The organism is Actinomadura sp. NEAU-AAG7 (assembly GCF_018603865.1).
Classification (GTDB): Bacteria; Actinomycetota; Actinomycetes; order Streptosporangiales; family Streptosporangiaceae; genus Spirillospora; species Spirillospora litoris.
Genome location: NZ_JAHFZY010000003.1, coordinates 166,125 through 182,869 on the forward strand (window position 1 = coordinate 166,125; position 16,745 = coordinate 182,869).

General features: G+C 72.8%; 16 protein-coding genes. 11 read left to right on the forward strand and 5 right to left on the reverse strand.

What is annotated here, in order from left to right; all coding sequences use genetic code 11:
* The first annotated feature begins 35 nt into the window (after window positions 1-35).
* The 8 genes from ppdK (at window position 36) to KLI87_RS15390 (ending at window position 9,716) form a co-directional block, all read left to right on the forward strand.
* Complete coding sequence (ppdK, locus tag KLI87_RS15355) at window positions 36-2,756, forward strand: pyruvate, phosphate dikinase (RefSeq protein ID WP_214617633.1); 2,721 nt, start codon at window positions 36-38, stop codon at window positions 2,754-2,756.
* A 133-nt stretch (window positions 2,757-2,889) separates the two neighbouring features.
* Window positions 2,890-3,690: a YdcF family protein gene (locus KLI87_RS15360; protein ID WP_250903906.1), complete on the forward strand. Its 801-nt coding sequence runs from the start codon at window positions 2,890-2,892 to the stop codon at window positions 3,688-3,690.
* A gap of 89 nt (window positions 3,691-3,779) precedes the next feature.
* Window positions 3,780-5,060: a deoxyguanosinetriphosphate triphosphohydrolase gene (locus KLI87_RS15365; RefSeq protein WP_214617635.1), complete on the forward strand. Its 1,281-nt coding sequence runs from the start codon at window positions 3,780-3,782 to the stop codon at window positions 5,058-5,060.
* A gap of 131 nt (window positions 5,061-5,191) precedes the next feature.
* Window positions 5,192-6,421: an NAD(P)/FAD-dependent oxidoreductase gene (locus KLI87_RS15370; RefSeq protein WP_156219316.1), complete on the forward strand. Its 1,230-nt coding sequence runs from the start codon at window positions 5,192-5,194 to the stop codon at window positions 6,419-6,421.
* 118 nt (window positions 6,422-6,539) lie between these two features.
* On the forward strand, window positions 6,540-7,718 hold the full coding sequence (locus KLI87_RS15375) for an MFS transporter (RefSeq protein ID WP_214617637.1): 1,179 nt from the start codon (window positions 6,540-6,542) through the stop codon (window positions 7,716-7,718).
* Window positions 7,719-7,783: 65 nt separating this feature from the next.
* Complete coding sequence (locus tag KLI87_RS15380; protein ID WP_156219475.1) at window positions 7,784-8,236, forward strand: GtrA family protein; 453 nt, start codon at window positions 7,784-7,786, stop codon at window positions 8,234-8,236.
* Window positions 8,237-8,279: 43 nt separating this feature from the next.
* Window positions 8,280-9,194, forward strand: coding sequence for an RNA polymerase sigma factor SigJ (sigJ, locus tag KLI87_RS15385; protein WP_156219318.1), 915 nt, complete (start codon window positions 8,280-8,282; stop codon window positions 9,192-9,194).
* A gap of 84 nt (window positions 9,195-9,278) precedes the next feature.
* Entirely contained in the window at window positions 9,279-9,716 is a 438-nt protein-coding gene (locus KLI87_RS15390) for a carboxymuconolactone decarboxylase family protein (RefSeq protein ID WP_156219319.1), read from the forward strand.
* A 75-nt stretch (window positions 9,717-9,791) separates the two neighbouring features.
* Here the strand turns inward: KLI87_RS15390 and KLI87_RS15395 are convergent, their stop codons facing one another.
* Both KLI87_RS15395 and KLI87_RS15400 read right to left on the reverse strand, forming a co-directional pair.
* Complete coding sequence (locus KLI87_RS15395; protein WP_214617639.1) at window positions 9,792-10,658, reverse strand: LLM class F420-dependent oxidoreductase; 867 nt, start codon at window positions 10,656-10,658, stop codon at window positions 9,792-9,794.
* Window positions 10,659-10,829: 171 nt separating this feature from the next.
* The gene (locus KLI87_RS15400; RefSeq protein ID WP_214617640.1) at window positions 10,830-11,936 is read right to left on the reverse strand and encodes an alkene reductase; all 1,107 of its coding nucleotides are present in this window, start codon (window positions 11,934-11,936) and stop codon (window positions 10,830-10,832) included.
* A 61-nt stretch (window positions 11,937-11,997) separates the two neighbouring features.
* Between KLI87_RS15400 and KLI87_RS15405 the strand changes: the two genes are divergently transcribed.
* Both KLI87_RS15405 and KLI87_RS15410 read left to right on the forward strand, forming a co-directional pair.
* Entirely contained in the window at window positions 11,998-12,366 is a 369-nt protein-coding gene (locus KLI87_RS15405) for a MerR family transcriptional regulator (RefSeq protein WP_156219322.1), read from the forward strand.
* A gap of 33 nt (window positions 12,367-12,399) precedes the next feature.
* Window positions 12,400-12,795: a MerR family transcriptional regulator gene (locus tag KLI87_RS15410; protein ID WP_214617641.1), complete on the forward strand. Its 396-nt coding sequence runs from the start codon at window positions 12,400-12,402 to the stop codon at window positions 12,793-12,795.
* Window positions 12,796-12,811: 16 nt separating this feature from the next.
* Here the strand turns inward: KLI87_RS15410 and KLI87_RS15415 are convergent, their stop codons facing one another.
* Window positions 12,812-13,237 carry a hypothetical protein gene (locus KLI87_RS15415; RefSeq protein WP_156219323.1) on the reverse strand — a complete coding sequence of 142 codons (426 nt, stop codon included), beginning with the start codon at window positions 13,235-13,237 and terminating at the stop codon, window positions 12,812-12,814.
* The gene (locus KLI87_RS15420; protein ID WP_156219324.1) at window positions 13,234-13,824 is read right to left on the reverse strand and encodes a TIGR03086 family metal-binding protein; all 591 of its coding nucleotides are present in this window, start codon (window positions 13,822-13,824) and stop codon (window positions 13,234-13,236) included. Before KLI87_RS15420 ends, KLI87_RS15415 begins: the two co-directional genes overlap by 4 nt.
* Before the next feature lie 82 nt (window positions 13,825-13,906).
* Between KLI87_RS15420 and KLI87_RS15425 the strand changes: the two genes are divergently transcribed.
* Window positions 13,907-15,325 (forward strand): PLP-dependent aminotransferase family protein, encoded by a 1,419-nt coding sequence (locus KLI87_RS15425; protein WP_214617642.1) that lies wholly within the window; start codon window positions 13,907-13,909, stop codon window positions 15,323-15,325.
* On the opposite strand, the gene KLI87_RS15430 is transcribed toward KLI87_RS15425, so the two are convergent.
* Entirely contained in the window at window positions 15,306-16,586 is a 1,281-nt protein-coding gene (locus tag KLI87_RS15430; RefSeq protein ID WP_156219325.1) for an ABC transporter ATP-binding protein, read from the reverse strand. The two genes, KLI87_RS15425 and KLI87_RS15430, sit on opposite strands and share 20 nt — an antisense overlap.
* Window positions 16,587-16,745 lie beyond the last annotated feature (159 nt).

Below are 16,745 nucleotides of genomic sequence, written 5' to 3' on the forward strand. Positions count from 1 at the left end.
CCGCTGGGTGGAACCGGAGCGAGAAGGAGCTCCCCGTGGCGAAGTTCGTGTACGACTTCACTGAGGGAAACAAGGACCTCAAGGATCTGCTGGGAGGCAAGGGCGCCAACCTGGCCGAGATGACCAACCTCGGCCTGCCGGTCCCTCCCGGATTCACGATCACCGCGGAGGCGTGCCGGCACTACCTCGCGCACGGGTCGCCGCCCGAGGGGCTGGCGGACGAGGTGGACCGGCACCTCGCCGCGCTGGAGCGGGCGATGGGCAAGCGGCTCGGCCACCCCGACGACCCGCTGCTGGTCAGCGTGCGGTCGGGGGCCAAGTTCAGCATGCCGGGGATGATGGAGACCGTCCTCAACGTCGGGCTGAACGACGAGTCGGTGCGCGGCCTCGCCGCCCAGTCGGGCGACGAGCGGTTCGCGTGGGACTCCTACCGGCGGCTGATCCAGATGTTCGGCAAGACCGTCCTCGGCATCGACGGCGACCTCTTCGAGGACGCGGTCGAGGACGTCAAGGAGGCCCGCGGCACCAAGGACGACGCCGACCTGCTCGCGGAGGACTACCGCGAGCTCGTCGGGCGCTTCAAGGGCATCGTGCGCGACCGGGCGGGACGGGAGTTCCCCGCCGACCCGCGCGAGCAGATGGACCTCGCCGTCGCCGCCGTGTTCGACTCCTGGAACGCCCCCCGCGCGATCCTGTACCGCCGCCAGGAGCGCATCCCCGTCGACCTCGGCACCGCCGTGAACATCTGCTCGATGGTCTTCGGCAACCTCGGCGCGGACTCGGGGACGGGCGTCGCCTTCACCCGCGACCCCGCGACCGGGCAGCAGGGCGTCTACGGCGACTACCTCCAGAACGCGCAGGGCGAGGACGTCGTCGCCGGCATCCGCAACACGGTGCCGCTGACCGAGCTGGAGCGCATCGACAGGGACTCCTACGACCGCCTCCTGGAGATCATGGAGACGCTGGAGAACCACTACCGCGACATGTGCGACATCGAGTTCACGATCGAGCGCGGCAAGCTGTGGATGCTCCAGACCCGGGTCGGCAAGCGCACCGCCGGCGCCGCGTTCCGCATCGCCTGCCAGCTCCTCGACCAGGGCCTCATCGACGTGGACGAGGCGACCCGCCGCGTCACCGGCGGCCAGCTCGCCCAGCTCATGTTCCCGCGCTTCGCCACCGGCGAGGAGGTCGGCGACGTCACCAGGCTGACCAAGGGCATGAACGCCTCGCCCGGCGCCGCCGTCGGCAAGGCCGTGTTCACCTCCGAGCGGGCCGTGGAGCTGGCCGGGCGCGGCGAGGACGTCATCCTCGTCCGCCGCGAGACCAACCCCGACGACCTCGCCGGGATGGTCGCGGCCAAGGGCGTGCTGACCTCCCGGGGCGGCAAGACCTCGCACGCCGCCGTCGTCGCGCGCGGCATGGGCAAGACGTGCGTCTGCGGCGCCGAGGAGCTGGACGTGGACGTCAAGGCGGGGCGCTTCACCGCGCCCGGCGGCGTCACCGTGGGGGAGGGCGAGGTGATCTCCATCGACGGCTCGTCGGGCGAGGTCTACCTCGGCGAGGTGCCCGTGGAGGACTCTCCCGTCGTCCGCTACTTCGAGGGCGGGCTGACCGCGGCGGGCGGCGGCGAGCTGGTCGAGGCCGTCGACCGGATCATGGCGCACGCCGACGCGCGGGCCGCGCTGAAGGTCCGCGCGAACGCCGACAACCCCGAGGACTCCGCCCGCGCCCGCCGCTTCGGCGCCGCCGGGATCGGGCTCTGCCGCACCGAGCACATGTTCCTCGGCGACCGCCGGCGGCTCGTGGAGAAGCTGATCCTCGCCGAGGACGACGCCGGCCGCCGGGCGGCGCTGGACGCCCTCGAACCGCTCCAGCGGCAGGACTTCGAGGGCATCTTCGAGGCCATGGACGGGCTGCCGGTCACGATCCGGCTCATCGACCCGCCGCTGCACGAGTTCCTCCCCGACATCACCGAGCTGTCGGTCAGGGTGGCCCTCGCCGGGGACGGCGCGGACCCGCAGGACCGGAGACTGCTCGACGCAGTCAACCGACTGCACGAACAGAACCCTATGTTGGGACTGCGGGGTGTGCGCCTGGGTTTGGCGATTCCCGGGCTGTTCTCGATGCAGGTTCGAGCGATAGCCGAGGCCGCGGCGTCGCGGCGGCGGGCGGGCGGCGACCCCCGTCCGGAGATCATGATCCCGCTCGTGGGCGCCGTGCAGGAGCTGGAGGCCGTCCGCGAGGAGGCCCGCGCCATCCTGGACGAGGTGCGCGACGCCACCGGGGTCGACGTCCCGGCGCTGATCGGCACGATGATCGAGCTGCCCAGGGCCGCGCTGACCGCCGGGCAGATCGCCGAGGCCGCCGAGTTCTTCTCCTTCGGCACCAACGACCTCACGCAGACGACCTGGGGCTTCTCCCGCGACGACGTCGAGGCCGCGTTCTTCTCCCGCTACCTGGAGCTCGGCATCTTCGGCGTGTCGCCGTTCGAGACCCTCGACCGCGACGGCGTCGGGCGGCTCGTCCGCATCGCCGCCGAGGAGGGCCGCAGGGCGCGGCCCGGGATCAAGCTCGGGATCTGCGGCGAGCACGGCGGCGACCCCGACTCCGTCCACTTCTGCCACGAGGTCGGGCTGGACTACGTGTCCTGCTCGCCGTTCCGCATCCCGGTCGCCCGGCTGGAGGCGGGCCGCGCGGCGATCGAGGCGGCGGCCGCGGGGGCGGGCGGAGCCTCCGGGGGCGGCGACAGCCGCTAGCCGGTCGGGCGTGTCGTCCCCGTGCGCCTCCGGCGCCGGGAACGGAATGTGGCGGGGACGACACGCCGGACTTGTGAACTTCGCACGCGCGGCGGACCATCTCACTAACGTGGCCGATGCGATGACGGTGGAAATGGGGTTGCCGGACCTGGAGCCGGACGACGAGGACGTACGCCCGCGCGGCGAGGCCGACCACGGTTCCGAGGGCGACGGGGCGCCCGCCGGGCGGCGCAGGCGCCCGCTCTGGGTCACGGTGCCGCTGGCCGTCATCGCCGGGATCGTCGCCATCGCGGTGCTGACGCCGCTGACCGTCGCCGCGCGGGTCTGGTACCAGGCCCGCCAAGACGAGCGGCCCCGCTCCGACGCGATCATCGTGCTCGGCGCCGCGCAGTACAACGGCGTCCCGTCCCCGACGCTGCAATGGCGGCTCCAGCACGCCCTCGACCTCTACCGCGCCGGCGTGGCGCCCGCGATCGTCACCGTGGGCGGCAAGGCGCCCGGCGACAACTTCACCGAGGCCGAGTCCGGCCGGAAGTGGCTGATCCGCAAGGGCGGCGTCCCGGCCTCCAAGGTCGTCGCGGTGCCGGTCGGGCGCGACACGCTGGAGAGCTTCAAGGCGGTCGGCAAGGAGTTCGAGCGGCTGCACTGGTCGTCCGGCGTGATCGTCACCGACCCCTGGCACGGGCTGCGCTCCAAGCGGATGGCCGAGGACAACGGCATCCACGCCGCCGCGTCGCCCACCCGCAGCGGCCCGAGCGTCCAGACCCGCGACACCCAGTTCCAGTACATCGTGCGGGAGACGGGCGGCTACCTGTCCTACGTCCTGCTGGGCAAGAGCGTGAAGACGCCCAGCGAGACCATCAAGATCATCCACGGTGACCCGACGGCGCCCGCGCCGCCCGGCGGGTCGCCCACCGGGACGCCGAGTCCCTGACACGGTGGCCTTTCCCGATCGCCACCCCGCCGTCACGGCCCGGTCCTATCCTTGAGGCACATGACCGATCAAGCGGGTACTGGACGAGTATGACCGACCAAGCTGAGCGCGGCCGCGGCTACTCGGCGGGTGACCGGCGGCGGTGGGCGCCCGAGCCCGCCAAGCGCCGCGACCGGACCGCGTTCGAGCGCGACCGCGCCCGCGTCCTGCACAGCGCCGCGCTGCGCAGGCTCGCCGCCAAGACCCAGGTCGCCTCGCCCGGCGCCGACGCGGGCGCCGACACCGTGCAGAGCCTGCGCACCCGGCTGACCCACTCGCTGGAGTGCGCGCAGGTGGGCCGGGAGCTCGGCAAGTCCCTCGGCTGCGACCCCGACCTCGTCGAGACCGCGTGCCTGTCCCACGACATCGGGCATCCGCCGTTCGGGCACAACGGCGAGTTCGCGCTCGACATCGTCGCCCGCGACTGCGGCGGGTTCGAGGGCAACGCGCAGAGCCTGCGCGTCCTGACCCGGCTGGAGCCCAAGTCGTTCGCCCCGGACGGCCCGCCCCTGCACGGCCGCAGCGTCGGCCTCAACCTCACCCGCGCCGCCCTGGACGCGGCGATGAAGTACCCGTGGGCGCAGGACGAGGCGGTCAACGGCAAGTTCGGCGTGTACGACGACGACCGCGACGTCGCCGCCTGGGTCCGGGAAGGCGCGCCCGAGGGCCGCCCGTGCTTCGAGGCGCAGGTCATGGACTGGAGCGACGACGTCGCCTACTCCGTCCACGACCTGGAGGACGCGCTGGTCGCCGGGCACATCGACTTCGCGCGGCTCGCCGACCCCGCCGAGCGGCGCCTGGTCGCCGCCACCGCCACCAAGCTGTACTGCGCCGACGCCGACCTCGCGGAGCTGGAGGAGCGGTTCACGACGCTGCTCGCCGAGCCGTACTGGCCCGACCGCTACGACGGCACCCCGCGCAGCCTCGCCGCCCTCAAGAACCTCACCAGCACGCTCATCGGGCGGTTCTGCCTCGCCGCCGAGACCGCGACCCGGGAGGCCTACGGCCCCCGCCCGCTCACCCGGTACGCGGCGCAGCTGATCGTCCCGCGCGCGCAGCGGCTGGAGAACGCCCTGCTCAAGGGCATCACGGCGCACTACGTGTGGATCAGCCACGAGGAGGTCAGGGCCCGGCAGCGGACGCTGGTCACCGAGCTGGCCGAGATGATGGTCGCCGGGGCGCCCGAGACCCTCGACGCCGGATTCCGGGAGGCGTTCACCGCCGCGGCCGACGACGCCGCCCGGCTGCGCGCCGTCATCGACCAGATCGCCTCGCTGACCGATCTCTCGGCGGTCGCCCGGCACGCCATGCTCGGCGGCGAGACCCGCTGAGCTAGCGTGGAAGGCGCCGGGGCGCACGCTCCGGCACGCGGACGATGACTCTCGTCTCAGCTCAGAGGCCGCTGTAGGGACGACGCAGTAGGGCAGTCCGGATGAGAAGGGGTCACCTACAGGAGGTCGTCATGCCCGAGGGGACGTTCGTCATCGCAGGCGCCGGCCTGGCCGGGGCCAAGGCGGCCGAGACGCTCCGCGAGGAGGGCTTCGCCGGACGGGTGGTGCTGGTCGGCGAGGAGATCGAGCGCCCCTACGAGCGGCCCCCGCTGTCCAAGGGCTTCCTCCTCGACAAGGAACCGCGCGACAAGGCCCACGTCCACGAGGCCGACTGGTACGACAAGCACGACGTCGAGCTGCGGCTCGGCGTCGCGGTCGCCTCCATCGACCCGGCCGCGCACGAGGTGCGGCTGTCGACCAAGGAGCCGGTGGGCTACGACAAGCTGCTGCTGGCGACCGGCGCCTCCCCGCGGCGCCTGGAGGTTCCCGGCGCCAGGCTCCAGGGCATCCACTACCTGCGCAGCATGGCCGACTCGGCCGCGCTGAAGCAGGCGATCGCGCACGGCGGCCGCCGCGTGGTCGTCGCCGGGGCCGGCTGGATCGGGCTGGAGACCGCCGCCGCGGCGCGCGCCTACGGCAACGACGTGACGGTGATCGAGCCGGAGCCCGCCCCGCTGCACGCCTCCGTCGGCCCCGAGATCGGCGGGATGTTCGCCGCGCTGCACCGCGAGCACGGCGTCGACCTGCGGCTCGACCAGGGCGTCGCCGGGTTCTGGGGCGCGGGGCAGGTGTCGGCGGTCGTCACCTCGGGCGGCGCCGAGATCCCGGCGGACGTGGTGATCGTCGGCATCGGCGTCCGGCCCAACACCCGGCTCGCGGAGGAGGCGGGCCTGGAGGTCTCCGACGGCGTGCTCGTCGACGCCTCGCTCCGCACGTCCGACCCCGACGTCCACGCCGCCGGGGACGTCGCCAACGCCTACAACCCGCTGCTCGGCCGCCGGGTCCGGGTCGAGCACTGGGCGAACGCGCTGAACGGCGGCCCCGCCGCCGCGCGCGCCATGCTCGGGCGGGACGTCAGCTACGACCGCGTCCCCTACTTCTTCTCCGACCAGTACGACCTGGGCATGGAGATGTCGGGGGTCGCCTCGCCCGGCGAGTACGACGAGGTCGTCCACCGGGGGGACGTCGAGGGCCGCGAGTTCATCGCGTTCTGGCTGTCGGGCGGCCGGGTGGTCGGCGGCATGAACGTCAACGTGTGGGACGTGACCGGCGACGTCCAGGCCCTGATCCGCTCCGGCCAGGCCGTCGACAAGGCCCGCCTGACCGACCCCGGAACGCCCCTCGCCGACCTGGTCCCGTAGTTCTCTTCGAGGGTCCGGCTCCGCGGACTCCGCTTTCCGGTGGGCTCTACCTGAGGCGATGATCTTTTTCGTCCGGGACCGGTTCCGCGCGGGAGCCGGGGCACGTAGGGTCGGCCGGGTGGTGACGGAGGAGATCGCGCCGCCCGTCCGGGCACGGGTCGCGGTGACGGTGGCGTTCACCGTCCACGGGCTGATCGGGGTCACCTGGGTCCCCCGGATCCCCCAGATCAAGGAGAACCTCGGGCTGGGCGAGGGCGCGATGGGCGTCGCGCTGCTCGGCGCGCCCGTCGGGGTCGCCATCGCCGTCCGGTTCACCGGGTCGCTCGTCGCCCGCCTGGGCAGCCGCACGACGACGCTGCTGGGCGGGTTCGCGGGGGCGCTGTCGCTCATCCCGCTCGGGCTCGCCTGGAACCTCGGCGCGCTGCTGTTCGCCCTGCTGCTGTTCGGGGCCGCGCTCGGCGTGATGGACGTGGCCATGAACGCCCAGGGCGTCGCCGTCGAACGCGACTACGGGCGGCCCCTGATGTCGGGCATGCACGGCTGGTTCAGCATCGGGACCCTCGTGGCCGCCCTCGTGGGCTCCGCCGCGGCGCACGCCCACGTCCCGGTCGCGGCGCATCTCCCCGCGGCGACGGTCGTCCTGGCGGTGGTCCTGCTGGTCGGCTGCCGGAATCTGCTGGATCGTTCCGCCGACCTCGTGCCCGAGGCACCGCCGGCCGCGACCGGCGGTGATCCGCCCCGCCCGGCCCGCAGGTGGCTGCTCCTGACGCTCGGGATCATCGGCCTGTGCTCCTTCGTCGGCGAGGGCGCCATGGCCGACTGGAGCGCGATCTACCTGCGGGAGAACCTCGGCACCGGGCCCGGGACCGCCGGGCTCGGCTTCGCCGGCTGCGCGGTCGCCATGACCGTCGGGCGGCTCACCGGGGACCGGGTCGTCGCGCGGTTCGGTCCCGTCCGGGTGATGCGCGCCGGGTCGCTGCTCGCCGCCGGCGGCCTCGCCCTCGGGCTCGCCGCCCACGACCCGGTCGCCGCCGTGGCCGGGTTCACGCTGTTCGGGCTCGGTGTCGCCGTCGTCGCGCCCGTCACCTTCAGCGCCGCCGGGAACGTGCCCGGCGTCCCCGCCGCGACCGGCATCTCCCGCGTCACCGCCATCGGCTACGGCGGGCTGCTCGGCGGGCCGCCCGTCATCGGCTTCGTCGCGCAGGGCGTCGGGCTCGGCTGGGCGCTGGCCGTCCCGGTCGCGCTCGTCGGCCTGATATTCCTGCTGGCCCCGGCCGCCGCCACCGCCGGCGGCTGATCTTTTGCCCGGGTTGTGACCTTGGCGTATGTACCGCTCGGGTAAGGTCTGGGCGAGTGAGCACCATGCAGCGGTCAAGACCGGTCAAATCGGTCGCGTCCGCCTCGGCCTACCGCACGTTCTTTCGCGAGCTGCTGAGCTTCGGCTTCGTGGGAGGCGTCGGTACCCTCATCACGATCTTCGGCGCGAACCTGATGCGCGCCTGGCTCGGCGGCAGCCCCGTGACGAGCGTCGTGGTGCCGACCGTGGTGTCCACGATCACCTCCTACCTCGCCAACCGCTTCTGGACCTTCCGGCACCGCGACAGCGACGGCTCCGGCCGCGAGGTCGTCGTCTTCTTCGCGCTCAACGGCGTCGGCCTGCTGATCCAGGTCCTCTGCACCGGCTTCACCTACTACACCCTCGGCCTGCACGGCGGCCTGTCCTACAACCTCGGGCTGCTGGCGGGGGTCGGGTTCGGCGCCGCGTTCCGCTACTGGTCGTACCGGAAATGGGTCTTCACGCCCGCGACCGCCTGAGCCGGCCGGGAATGCTCGGCGCCGCGGCGGGGTCGTACACATCATGAGCACGAACCTCCAGGACCGGCCGAGCCGGCTCGACGACGAGTGGGACCGGCACCGCCCCGCCGTGTTCGGCGTCGCCTACCGCGTCACCGGCAGCGTCGCCGACGCCGAGGACATCGTCCAGGACGTCTGGCTGCGCGCCGCCGCCCAGGAGTCGCTGGACGACGTCCGCGACCTGCGGGCCTGGCTCGTCACCGTCGCCGCGCGCCGCGCCTACGACGTGCTCGGCACCGCCCGCGCGCGCCGCGTCGACTACGTCGGGCCGTGGCTGCCCGAACCGCTGCTGACCGGCCCCGACATCGCCGACAAGGTCCTCGTGGACGACACCGTCGGCACCGCGATGATGCTGGTCCTGGAGGAGCTGTCGCCGCCCGAGCGGGTCGCCTTCGTCCTGCGCCGCGCGTTCGACGTGCCCTACGAGCAGATCGCCGAGGTGCTCGGGAAGTCGCCCGCCGCGTGCCGCCAACTCGCCTCCCGCGCCGGGCGCAAGGTCGCGGCCGCGCGTCCCGCCCGTCCGCCGTCGCGGACCGAGCGGGAGCGGGTGCTCACCGCGTTCCGCGCCGCCTACGAGAAGGGCGACGCGACGGCGCTGATGGAGCTGCTCGACCCGGACGCGACCTACACGACGGACGGCGGCGGCAAGGTCTTCGCCGCCCGCAAGATCATCCGGGGTGCGGCACGGGTCGCCGCCATCCTGCTGCGGGTCGGGCGGCAGAAGTCGGTGCGCTTCACTCCGGCCGAGGTCAACGGCGAACCGGCGCTGCTCGTCCTCGGCGCCATCGGTCCCGGAGGGCCGGGCGGCCACCGTGTCCGGGCCATCGACACCGTGGAGATCGAGAACGGGCGCATCACCGCCTACCGCCGCGTGATCAACCCCGACAAGCTCCCCACGCTCCACGTCCGCTCGCGGTAGTCATTTTCCCTGGCTCGTCCGCTGTCACAGGTGAGCGGCCTGCGGCGTCTCCCTGGCGACAGCGACGTCCACGAGGGAGCGACCATGGCACGCATGCTCTTGCAGGAAGCGACACCCGAGGTCTACAGCGGGTTCATGAACCTGGCACGCCTCATCCGGAAGGGGCCGCTGGACGGCAAGGTGCAGGAGCTCATCAAGATCCGCGCGTCGCAGCTGAACGGCTGCGCGTACTGCGTCGACATCCACATCAGAGACGCCCGTGCGAAGGGCGACACCGAGGAGCGCATGCACCACACGACCATCTGGCGCAATTCATACCTCTACAGCGAGGCGGAGCGCGCCGCCCTCGCCTACACCGAGGCCGTCACCCGCCGCGAGCCGGTCAGTGACGAACTCTGGGAGGAGCTGTGCAAGCACTACCCGGACCCGCGCGAGCGCGGTGATCTCGTCGCGCTGGTATCGCTGATCAACGCGCTCAACCTGTTCGGGGTGCCGTTGCGGCTCGAACCCACCCCTCGTTGATCCTGCCCTAGGGCTGCCCCGCGCGCCTTCGTCCGAGGGCGTACGGCGCGCGGGGCTCCTTCCCGGCCGGTCGGCTCACCGGCCGGCCGGGGTGATCTTCTCGGTCTGCGGCAGGGCCTCCGCCAGTATCGCGGTCAACTCCTGGCCGGTGAGCTGACTGAAGATCACGTGGTCGACGCCGCGCTCGGCCAGACGCCCGATGGTGTCCACGGCGGCACCGACCGAGGGCTCTTCCGCGGCGGTGATCGTCGTCTTCTCGATCTCGTCGTAGTCGCGCCCTTCCCGGTCGCAGTGCTCGCGCAGCACGTCCAGCTTCCTCGGCAGCTCGTCGTTGTCGGAGAGGTTGCACGCGTCGGCGTACTTGGCGACGAACCGCAGCGTCTTCTTCTCGCCGCCGCCGCCGATGAGGACGGGCGGATGGGGACGCCGGACGGCGGGTGGAGAGTTCAGCGGGCGCTCCAGCTCGAAGTGCCTGCCTTTGAACGGCGATTCGTCGCCCCTCCACATCTGACCGGCGATCTTCAGCGTCTCCTCCAGCCGCTCGAACCTCTCCGCCGTCGGCGGGAAGGCGACGCCGAGCCCTCTCGACTCCTCGTCGTTCCACGCCGCGCCTATGCCCAGCCACGCCCGACCGCCTGAGAGGACGTCCAGCGTCGTCACGGTTTTGACCAGGATGCCGGGATGCCGGTAGGTGACACCCGTGACCAGCGCGCCGAGCGTGATCCGCTCCGTCAGCGCCGCCGCGTACGCGAGGGACGAGTAGGCCTCCAGCATCGGCTCCTCCGACGGCCCCACCTGGTGGATCTGGAAGAAATGGTCCATCACCCAGAACGAGTGCAGGCCCGCCTCGTCGGCCTCACGGGCGATCCGGCCGAACGTCGGCCCGATCTGTTCCGGGCCGCCGGGGTAGGTGAAGCTGGGAACCTGAAGCCCGATACGCATGGAAGATCCTCTCCGGCTCCTCGCCAGTGGTCGTCGTGAGGCAACTATGCGATCTGGAGTCCACTCCAGGTCAAACCGCGGAGACGGCGCGCCACCCGTCCAGATCATGAATCGCCCCTCGCGGAACCGGCCGGGGTTGGTCGTCACCTTCCAGCCCGTGGTCCGGTCACATCACCGGTCCGCGGGGTCCAGGGTGGGGTAGTCGGTGTACCCGGTGGGGCCGCCGGTGTACATCGTGTACTCGGCGCGGACGGCGTTGACCGGGGCGCCGGTGCGGATGCGGTCGACCAGGTCGGGATTGGCGAGGAAGGGGCGGCCCAGGGCGATGAGGTCGGCGCCGGCGTCCAGGAGGCGTTCGGCGGCCTCCCGGCCGCCGTCGGCGGGGATCCGCTCGGCGGGCAGGACGGGGTTGGCGATCAGCGTGCCGGTCCGGAGTCCGCGCAGCCGGGCGAAGAGCGGCCGGGCCGGGTCGGCGAAGGCGATGTGGAGGTAGGCGAGATCTTCGCCGGTGGCCTCGATCAGGGCCGGGTAGAGGTCGTCGGTATCGGTCTCGGTGATGCCGTTGACGGCCTTGCCGGGGGAGACGCGCAGGCCGGTGCGCTCGGCGCCGATCGCGGCCGCGACGGCGGCGACGACCTCGGTGGTGAAGCGGATGCGGTTGTCGACGCCTCCGCCGTAGGCGTCGGTGCGCCGGTTGGTGCCGGCGGCCAGGAACTGGTGCAGCAGGTAGCCGTTGGCGCTGTGGACCTCGACCCCGGCGAAGCCCGCCTCGACGGCGCGGCGGGCGGTGCGCGCGAAGTCGTCGATGGTCTGCCTGATGTCGTCGGGGGTCATCTCGCGTGGGGTGACCGCCTGCTGGAGGCCCGACGGGGTGTGGATCGGGTCGGGCAGCGGGATCGGTGAGGGGGCCATGGGGGTGAGGCCGCTGGTGTCGGGGTGCCCGATGCGTCCGCCGTGCTGGATCTGGAGGAACATCGGGCCGCCGCCGGCGGCTCGGACGGCCCTGGTGACCTGGCGCCATCCGTCGGTGTGGGTGTCGGTGTGCAGGGCGGTGATGTTCGGATACGTCTGGCCGGCCGCGTTCGGGGTGGCCGCCTCGGCGATGATCGCTCCGGCCGTGGCGCGCTGGGCGTAGTACTCGGCCATGAGCGGGGTGGGGGTGCCGTCGCGCTTCGCGCGGGTGCGGGTCATGGGGGCGACGACCAGGCGGTTCGCCAGCTCGTGCGTGCCGAGGCGGGCGGGTGTGAGGAGGGGGGAGGCGATCGTTTCGTGCGTCATGCGGTTAACGTAGAAGTTGACGCCGATGTAAGAATCAAAGGGAAATGATGTGATCTGCATCATGCGAATCGGTGAGCTGGCCCGGCGTACGGGCGTCAGCGGGCGCTCGTTGCGCTACTACGAGCAGGAGGGCCTGCTGCCCGCCGAGCGGACGCCGGGCGGGCACCGGGAGTACGCGGAGACGGCGGTGGCCCGGGTGCGGCGGATCCAGGAGCTCTACGCCGCGGGTCTGTGCAGCTCGAAGATCGTCACGCTGCTGCCCTCGCTGTGCGGGGAGGGTCCGGCGGGCGAGTCCCTGGTGGGCGAGTTGATGGTGGAGCGGGACCGCATCGATCGCATGATCGAGGATCTGCGGCGCTCCCGCTCGCTCCTGGACGCCGTCATCGACGGCGCCCGGCGGGACGGCGGGACGGGCACGCCGGCCGGTTGACCTGGAGTGTGCTCCAGGTGCGATTCTGGGCGGGTGAGCTACTCCCCGGCAGAGACCGCTGAGAAGAGCGGGTTCAGCATCGACACGTTGCGCTACTACGAGAAGATCGGGTTGCTGGCGGACATCGCGCGCAACTCGTCCGGTCGGCGGGTGTTCAGCGACGACGACCTGGTGTGGCTGAGGATGTTGCGGTGCCTGCGCGAGACCGGGATGCCGATCGCGGAGATGCTGCGCTACTCCGAGCTCGCCCGGGGCGGTGACGGGACCGTCCAGGAGCGTCTTGAGCTGCTGCGGGACCACGATCGGCGGGTGGAGGAGCAGATCGCCCGGCTGCGCGAGCAGCAGGAGCAGATCCACTGGAAGATCGGCTTCTACCAGGGGGCGCTCTGCGAGGCCGCTCCGGCCGAGGCCGTGCACGCGGGCGCCTGACCCCACCCGCCCCCGTTCAACCGCTACGGCCCCCGCTCGTCGCGGTCAGCGGCGGCCGGCGCGTGCCGGTCAGGAGTTCCTCCGCGCGGGCCCAGGTCGTGGGCGGGGCGAAGTCGTCGGTCTCCCAGGTGTGGGAGACGAGGGTGCCCCGGTCGCGGAAGCGGCGCATGATCGCGACGTGCGGTTTCCAGCCGACGAAGCGGAGCAGGTCGGCCTCGCCGCGCCAGACCGAGACCGAGCCGGTGCGGCGGCGGCCGGGGCTCGCCCAGAGCCAGAGGCCGACGGCGCCCTCCATGTCGGGCCAGGCGCGGCGGAGGTCCATCCCGGCCTTGTAGATCGCCGGGAAGTCGCGGGCCCTGCCGGTGAAGTCGGTGACGCTGACCAGGACCGTGCCCTCGGCGGCGACGGGGCCGCGGGTCCAGTGGGTCCTCCAGATCCTCATGGGGTGCGGCCGAGGAGGCTGAGCAGGCGCCTGCCGGGGGCGTCGCCCGGGGCGGACGCGACGGGCCTGTCGAAGCTCGCGCCGGGGCCGCGGCCGTCGTCGGGGACGATGGCGGCGACCTTGAGGGACGCGGTGAGCAGCTCCTCGGACGGCTCCCAGGGGGCGCCGATCGCGGTGGCGACGTCCCAGGCGTGGACGACCAGGTCGACGAAGTGGAAGCTGATCGCCAGGGCGGCGGGGAAGCCGCCGCCCTCGCGGACCTCGGGGAGGATGAACTCCTGGTCGAGGGACGCCTCGGCGAAGGCGGCCGTGACGAGTTCGGCGGACGTCTTCGCGGCGGCGACGTGGTCGGTGCCGAGGTCCCCGTCGCGCCAGTGGGAGAGGCGGGCGCCCTCACCGCGCGCGGCGGCGGCGAAGCCCTCGTCCTGGCTGACCTGGTGGCGGAGCAGGCCGTGCAGGGTCCAGTCGGCGCAGGGGGTCGGGAGTGCGAGCTGCGCGGGCCGCACCTGCTCGACGGCGGAGAGGTAGAGGTCGCACGCCTTCCGGTCCAGGGGGCGGAAGTCGGTGTTCAGGAGTTCGGAAAGCATGGTGCCCACGCTAGGAACCCGGAGAGGCCCAAGTACAGGGCCAAAATTGCAGGAACTGGCTGAGCCGATTTAGGGTCGGGGCGTGGATCTGCATGTGAGCCTGGAGGGCCGCAAGGACCTCGCCGGGCAGATCTACCGGCAGCTCCGCGCGGCGATCCTGGACGGGCGGCTGCGCGCGGGCGAGGCGCTGCCGCCGACGCGGGAGCTGGCGCGGCGGCTGGAGATCTCCCGCAACACGGTCGCGGTCGCCTACGACCGGCTGACGGCGGAGGGGTTCCTCGACGGGCGGGTGGGCGCCGGGACGTTCGTCCAGGAGGCCGGGCCGGTGTCGCGGGGGGCGCCGGAGGCGTCGCCGCTGCGGCCGCGGCCGATCTGGGACGAGATCACGGTGTGGCCCGCGTGGACGCCGGGCGTGCGGTGGGACTTCCGCGTCGGGGTCCCCGACGTGCGGCTGTTCCCCTACGAGTCGTGGCGGCGGATCATGGCGGGGCGGCTGCGGCCGTCGGCGCTGGACGACCCGGCCGCGGCGGGGGACCCCGCGGGGCTGCTCGACCTGCGGCGGGCCATCGCCCGGCACGTCGGGGTCTCGCGGTCGGTGCGGGCCGGGGCGGGCGACGTCGTCGTCACCTCGGGGATCCAGCAGGCCCTGGACCTGATCGTGCGGGTACTGCTGGAGCCGGGGGACGTGGTGGCCGTCGAGGACCCGGGGTACCCGCCCGCGCGGCTGCTGCTGACGGCGGCGGGGATGCGGGTGCGGGGCGTTCCGGTGGACGCGGAGGGCCTGCGGGTCGACGCGCTCCCGGAGGACGCGCGGGCCGTCTACGTCACGCCGTCCCACCAGTTCCCGCTGGGCATGCCGATGTCGCTGCCGAGGCGGCGGGCGCTGCTCGACTGGGCGCGGCGGCGCGACGTGGTGGTCGTCGAGGACGACTACGACACCGAGTACCGCTACGCGGGACGCCCGATCGAGCCGCTGCAGAGCCTCGACGAGGACGGCCGGGTGCTCTACATGGGCACGTTCTCCAAGATCATGCGTCCGGTGCTGCGGCTGGGGTTCCTGGTGGCGCCCCCGTCGTTGCACCGCGCGTTCCGCATGGCGCGCTACGTCTCGTCCTGGCACGCGGACATGCCGACGCAGGCGGCGCTCGCCCGGTTCATCGACGAGGGCCTGCTGGCGCGCCACCTCCGCCGGTCGCGGCGCGAGTACCAGGCGCGGCACGAGCGGATCACGGAGCTGGTCGGCGCCGCGTCCGGCAGCGGGCTCACGGTCATCCCGTCGGTGGCGGGGCTGCACCTCAGCGCCACCCTCCCGGACGGGACGGACGACGCGGCGCTCGCCCGCCGTGCCCTCGCCGAGGGGATCGGGCTGTTCGCGCTGTCGGAGTTCGCCGTCACCGGGCGGGGCGGGCCGGGCCTGGTGCTCGGCTACGGGGCCGTGACGCTGCCGGAGATCGACGCGGGGTTCGGGCGGCTGCGCGAGGTCATCGCGGGACGGGTGTGACGCGGCGGCCGTCGGCGCCGAACAGCAGGATCCGGTCCAGGTCGACGGTCAGCGCGACGCGGTCGCCGCGGTTCGGGCGGCCGCCGGGCCCGGCGCGGAAGATCAGGTCGGAGCGGCGGTGGTGGCCGGCGTGCTCCTCGGGCGCGGGCTCGCCGCCGCCCTCGGCGCGCCCGCCCAGCAGGGCGCGGAGCCGGTCGACGAGGCGGGTCGGCTCGGGCTCGGGCGGGGCGGGCGGCGCGACCCGTCCGACCTCGCTCGCCTCGACGGTCGGGATGCCCGCCTCGGCGTAGGCGAGCCACTCGTGCCCGTGGAACTCAAGGGCCCGCACCTGCCCGGACAGGACGGTGCCGGGACGCGCCGGGGAGCCCGCCTCGATCGGGACCAGCGTGTCTGGCCGGATGCCGACGATCACCGACTGCCCGTGATGGCTGATCAGCGACGCGGCGCGCGGGTCGTCCCAGGGGAGGTTGAGGCGCTGCGGGCCGAGGTCGAGCAGCAGGCCCTCGCCCTCGACCGCCCACAGCGTCGCCTGGAACATGTTCATCGGCGGGTTGCTGAGGAACGCCGCGACGAACGCCGTCGCGGGGTCGGCGTAGACCTGCTCGGGCGTGCCGACGTCCTCCAGGACGCCGTCGCGCAGCACCGCCATGCGGTCGGCCATCGTCATGGCCTCGACCTGGTCGTGGGTGACGTAGACGGTGGTGGTGCCGCTGGAGCGTACCAACGCGGCGATCTCGACGCGCAGCTCGGTGCGCAGGCCCGCGTCCAGGCTGGACAGCGGCTCGTCCATCAGGAACAGCGACGGCTCGCGGATCAGCGCCCGCCCGATCGCGGCGCGCTGGCGCTGCCCGCCCGACAGCGTGCCCGGCAGCCGGTCGATCATCGTGTTGAGGCCGAGCGCGCGGGCCAGCTCGACGACCTTCGCGGTCGCCTGGGCGCGGTCGTCGCCCGACACCTCCAGCGGGAACATCATGTTGCCCCGGACGGTGCGGTGCGGGTAGAGCGCGCCCTCCTGGAACACCATTGCCACGTTCCGATCCCGGGGTTGGAGCTCGTTGGCGACGGCTCCGTTCAGCCACAGGATCCCGGAGGTGATCTCCTCCAGCCCGGCGATCATGCGCAGGATCGTGGACTTGCCGCAGCCGGACGGGCCGAGGAGGACGAACAGCTCGCCGTCGTTGATGCGCAGCCGCATGTTGCGCACGGCGGTGTGGCCGCTGGGGTAGACCTTCTCGACGCCGTCGAGCACAACATCGGTCATGGGCGCCGCCTGGGGGTGGGTCGAACTTTGGTGCGTCATTGCATCGTGCGACGCAGCGTTTGTCCATAGCCCACCCGGAGTTACTCGCGGTTAACCAGGCCGGGTTCGGCCAGGACCGAAATTAGGGGTCTTTGCCGAAGTCAAGGCCGTTCCCGCCCT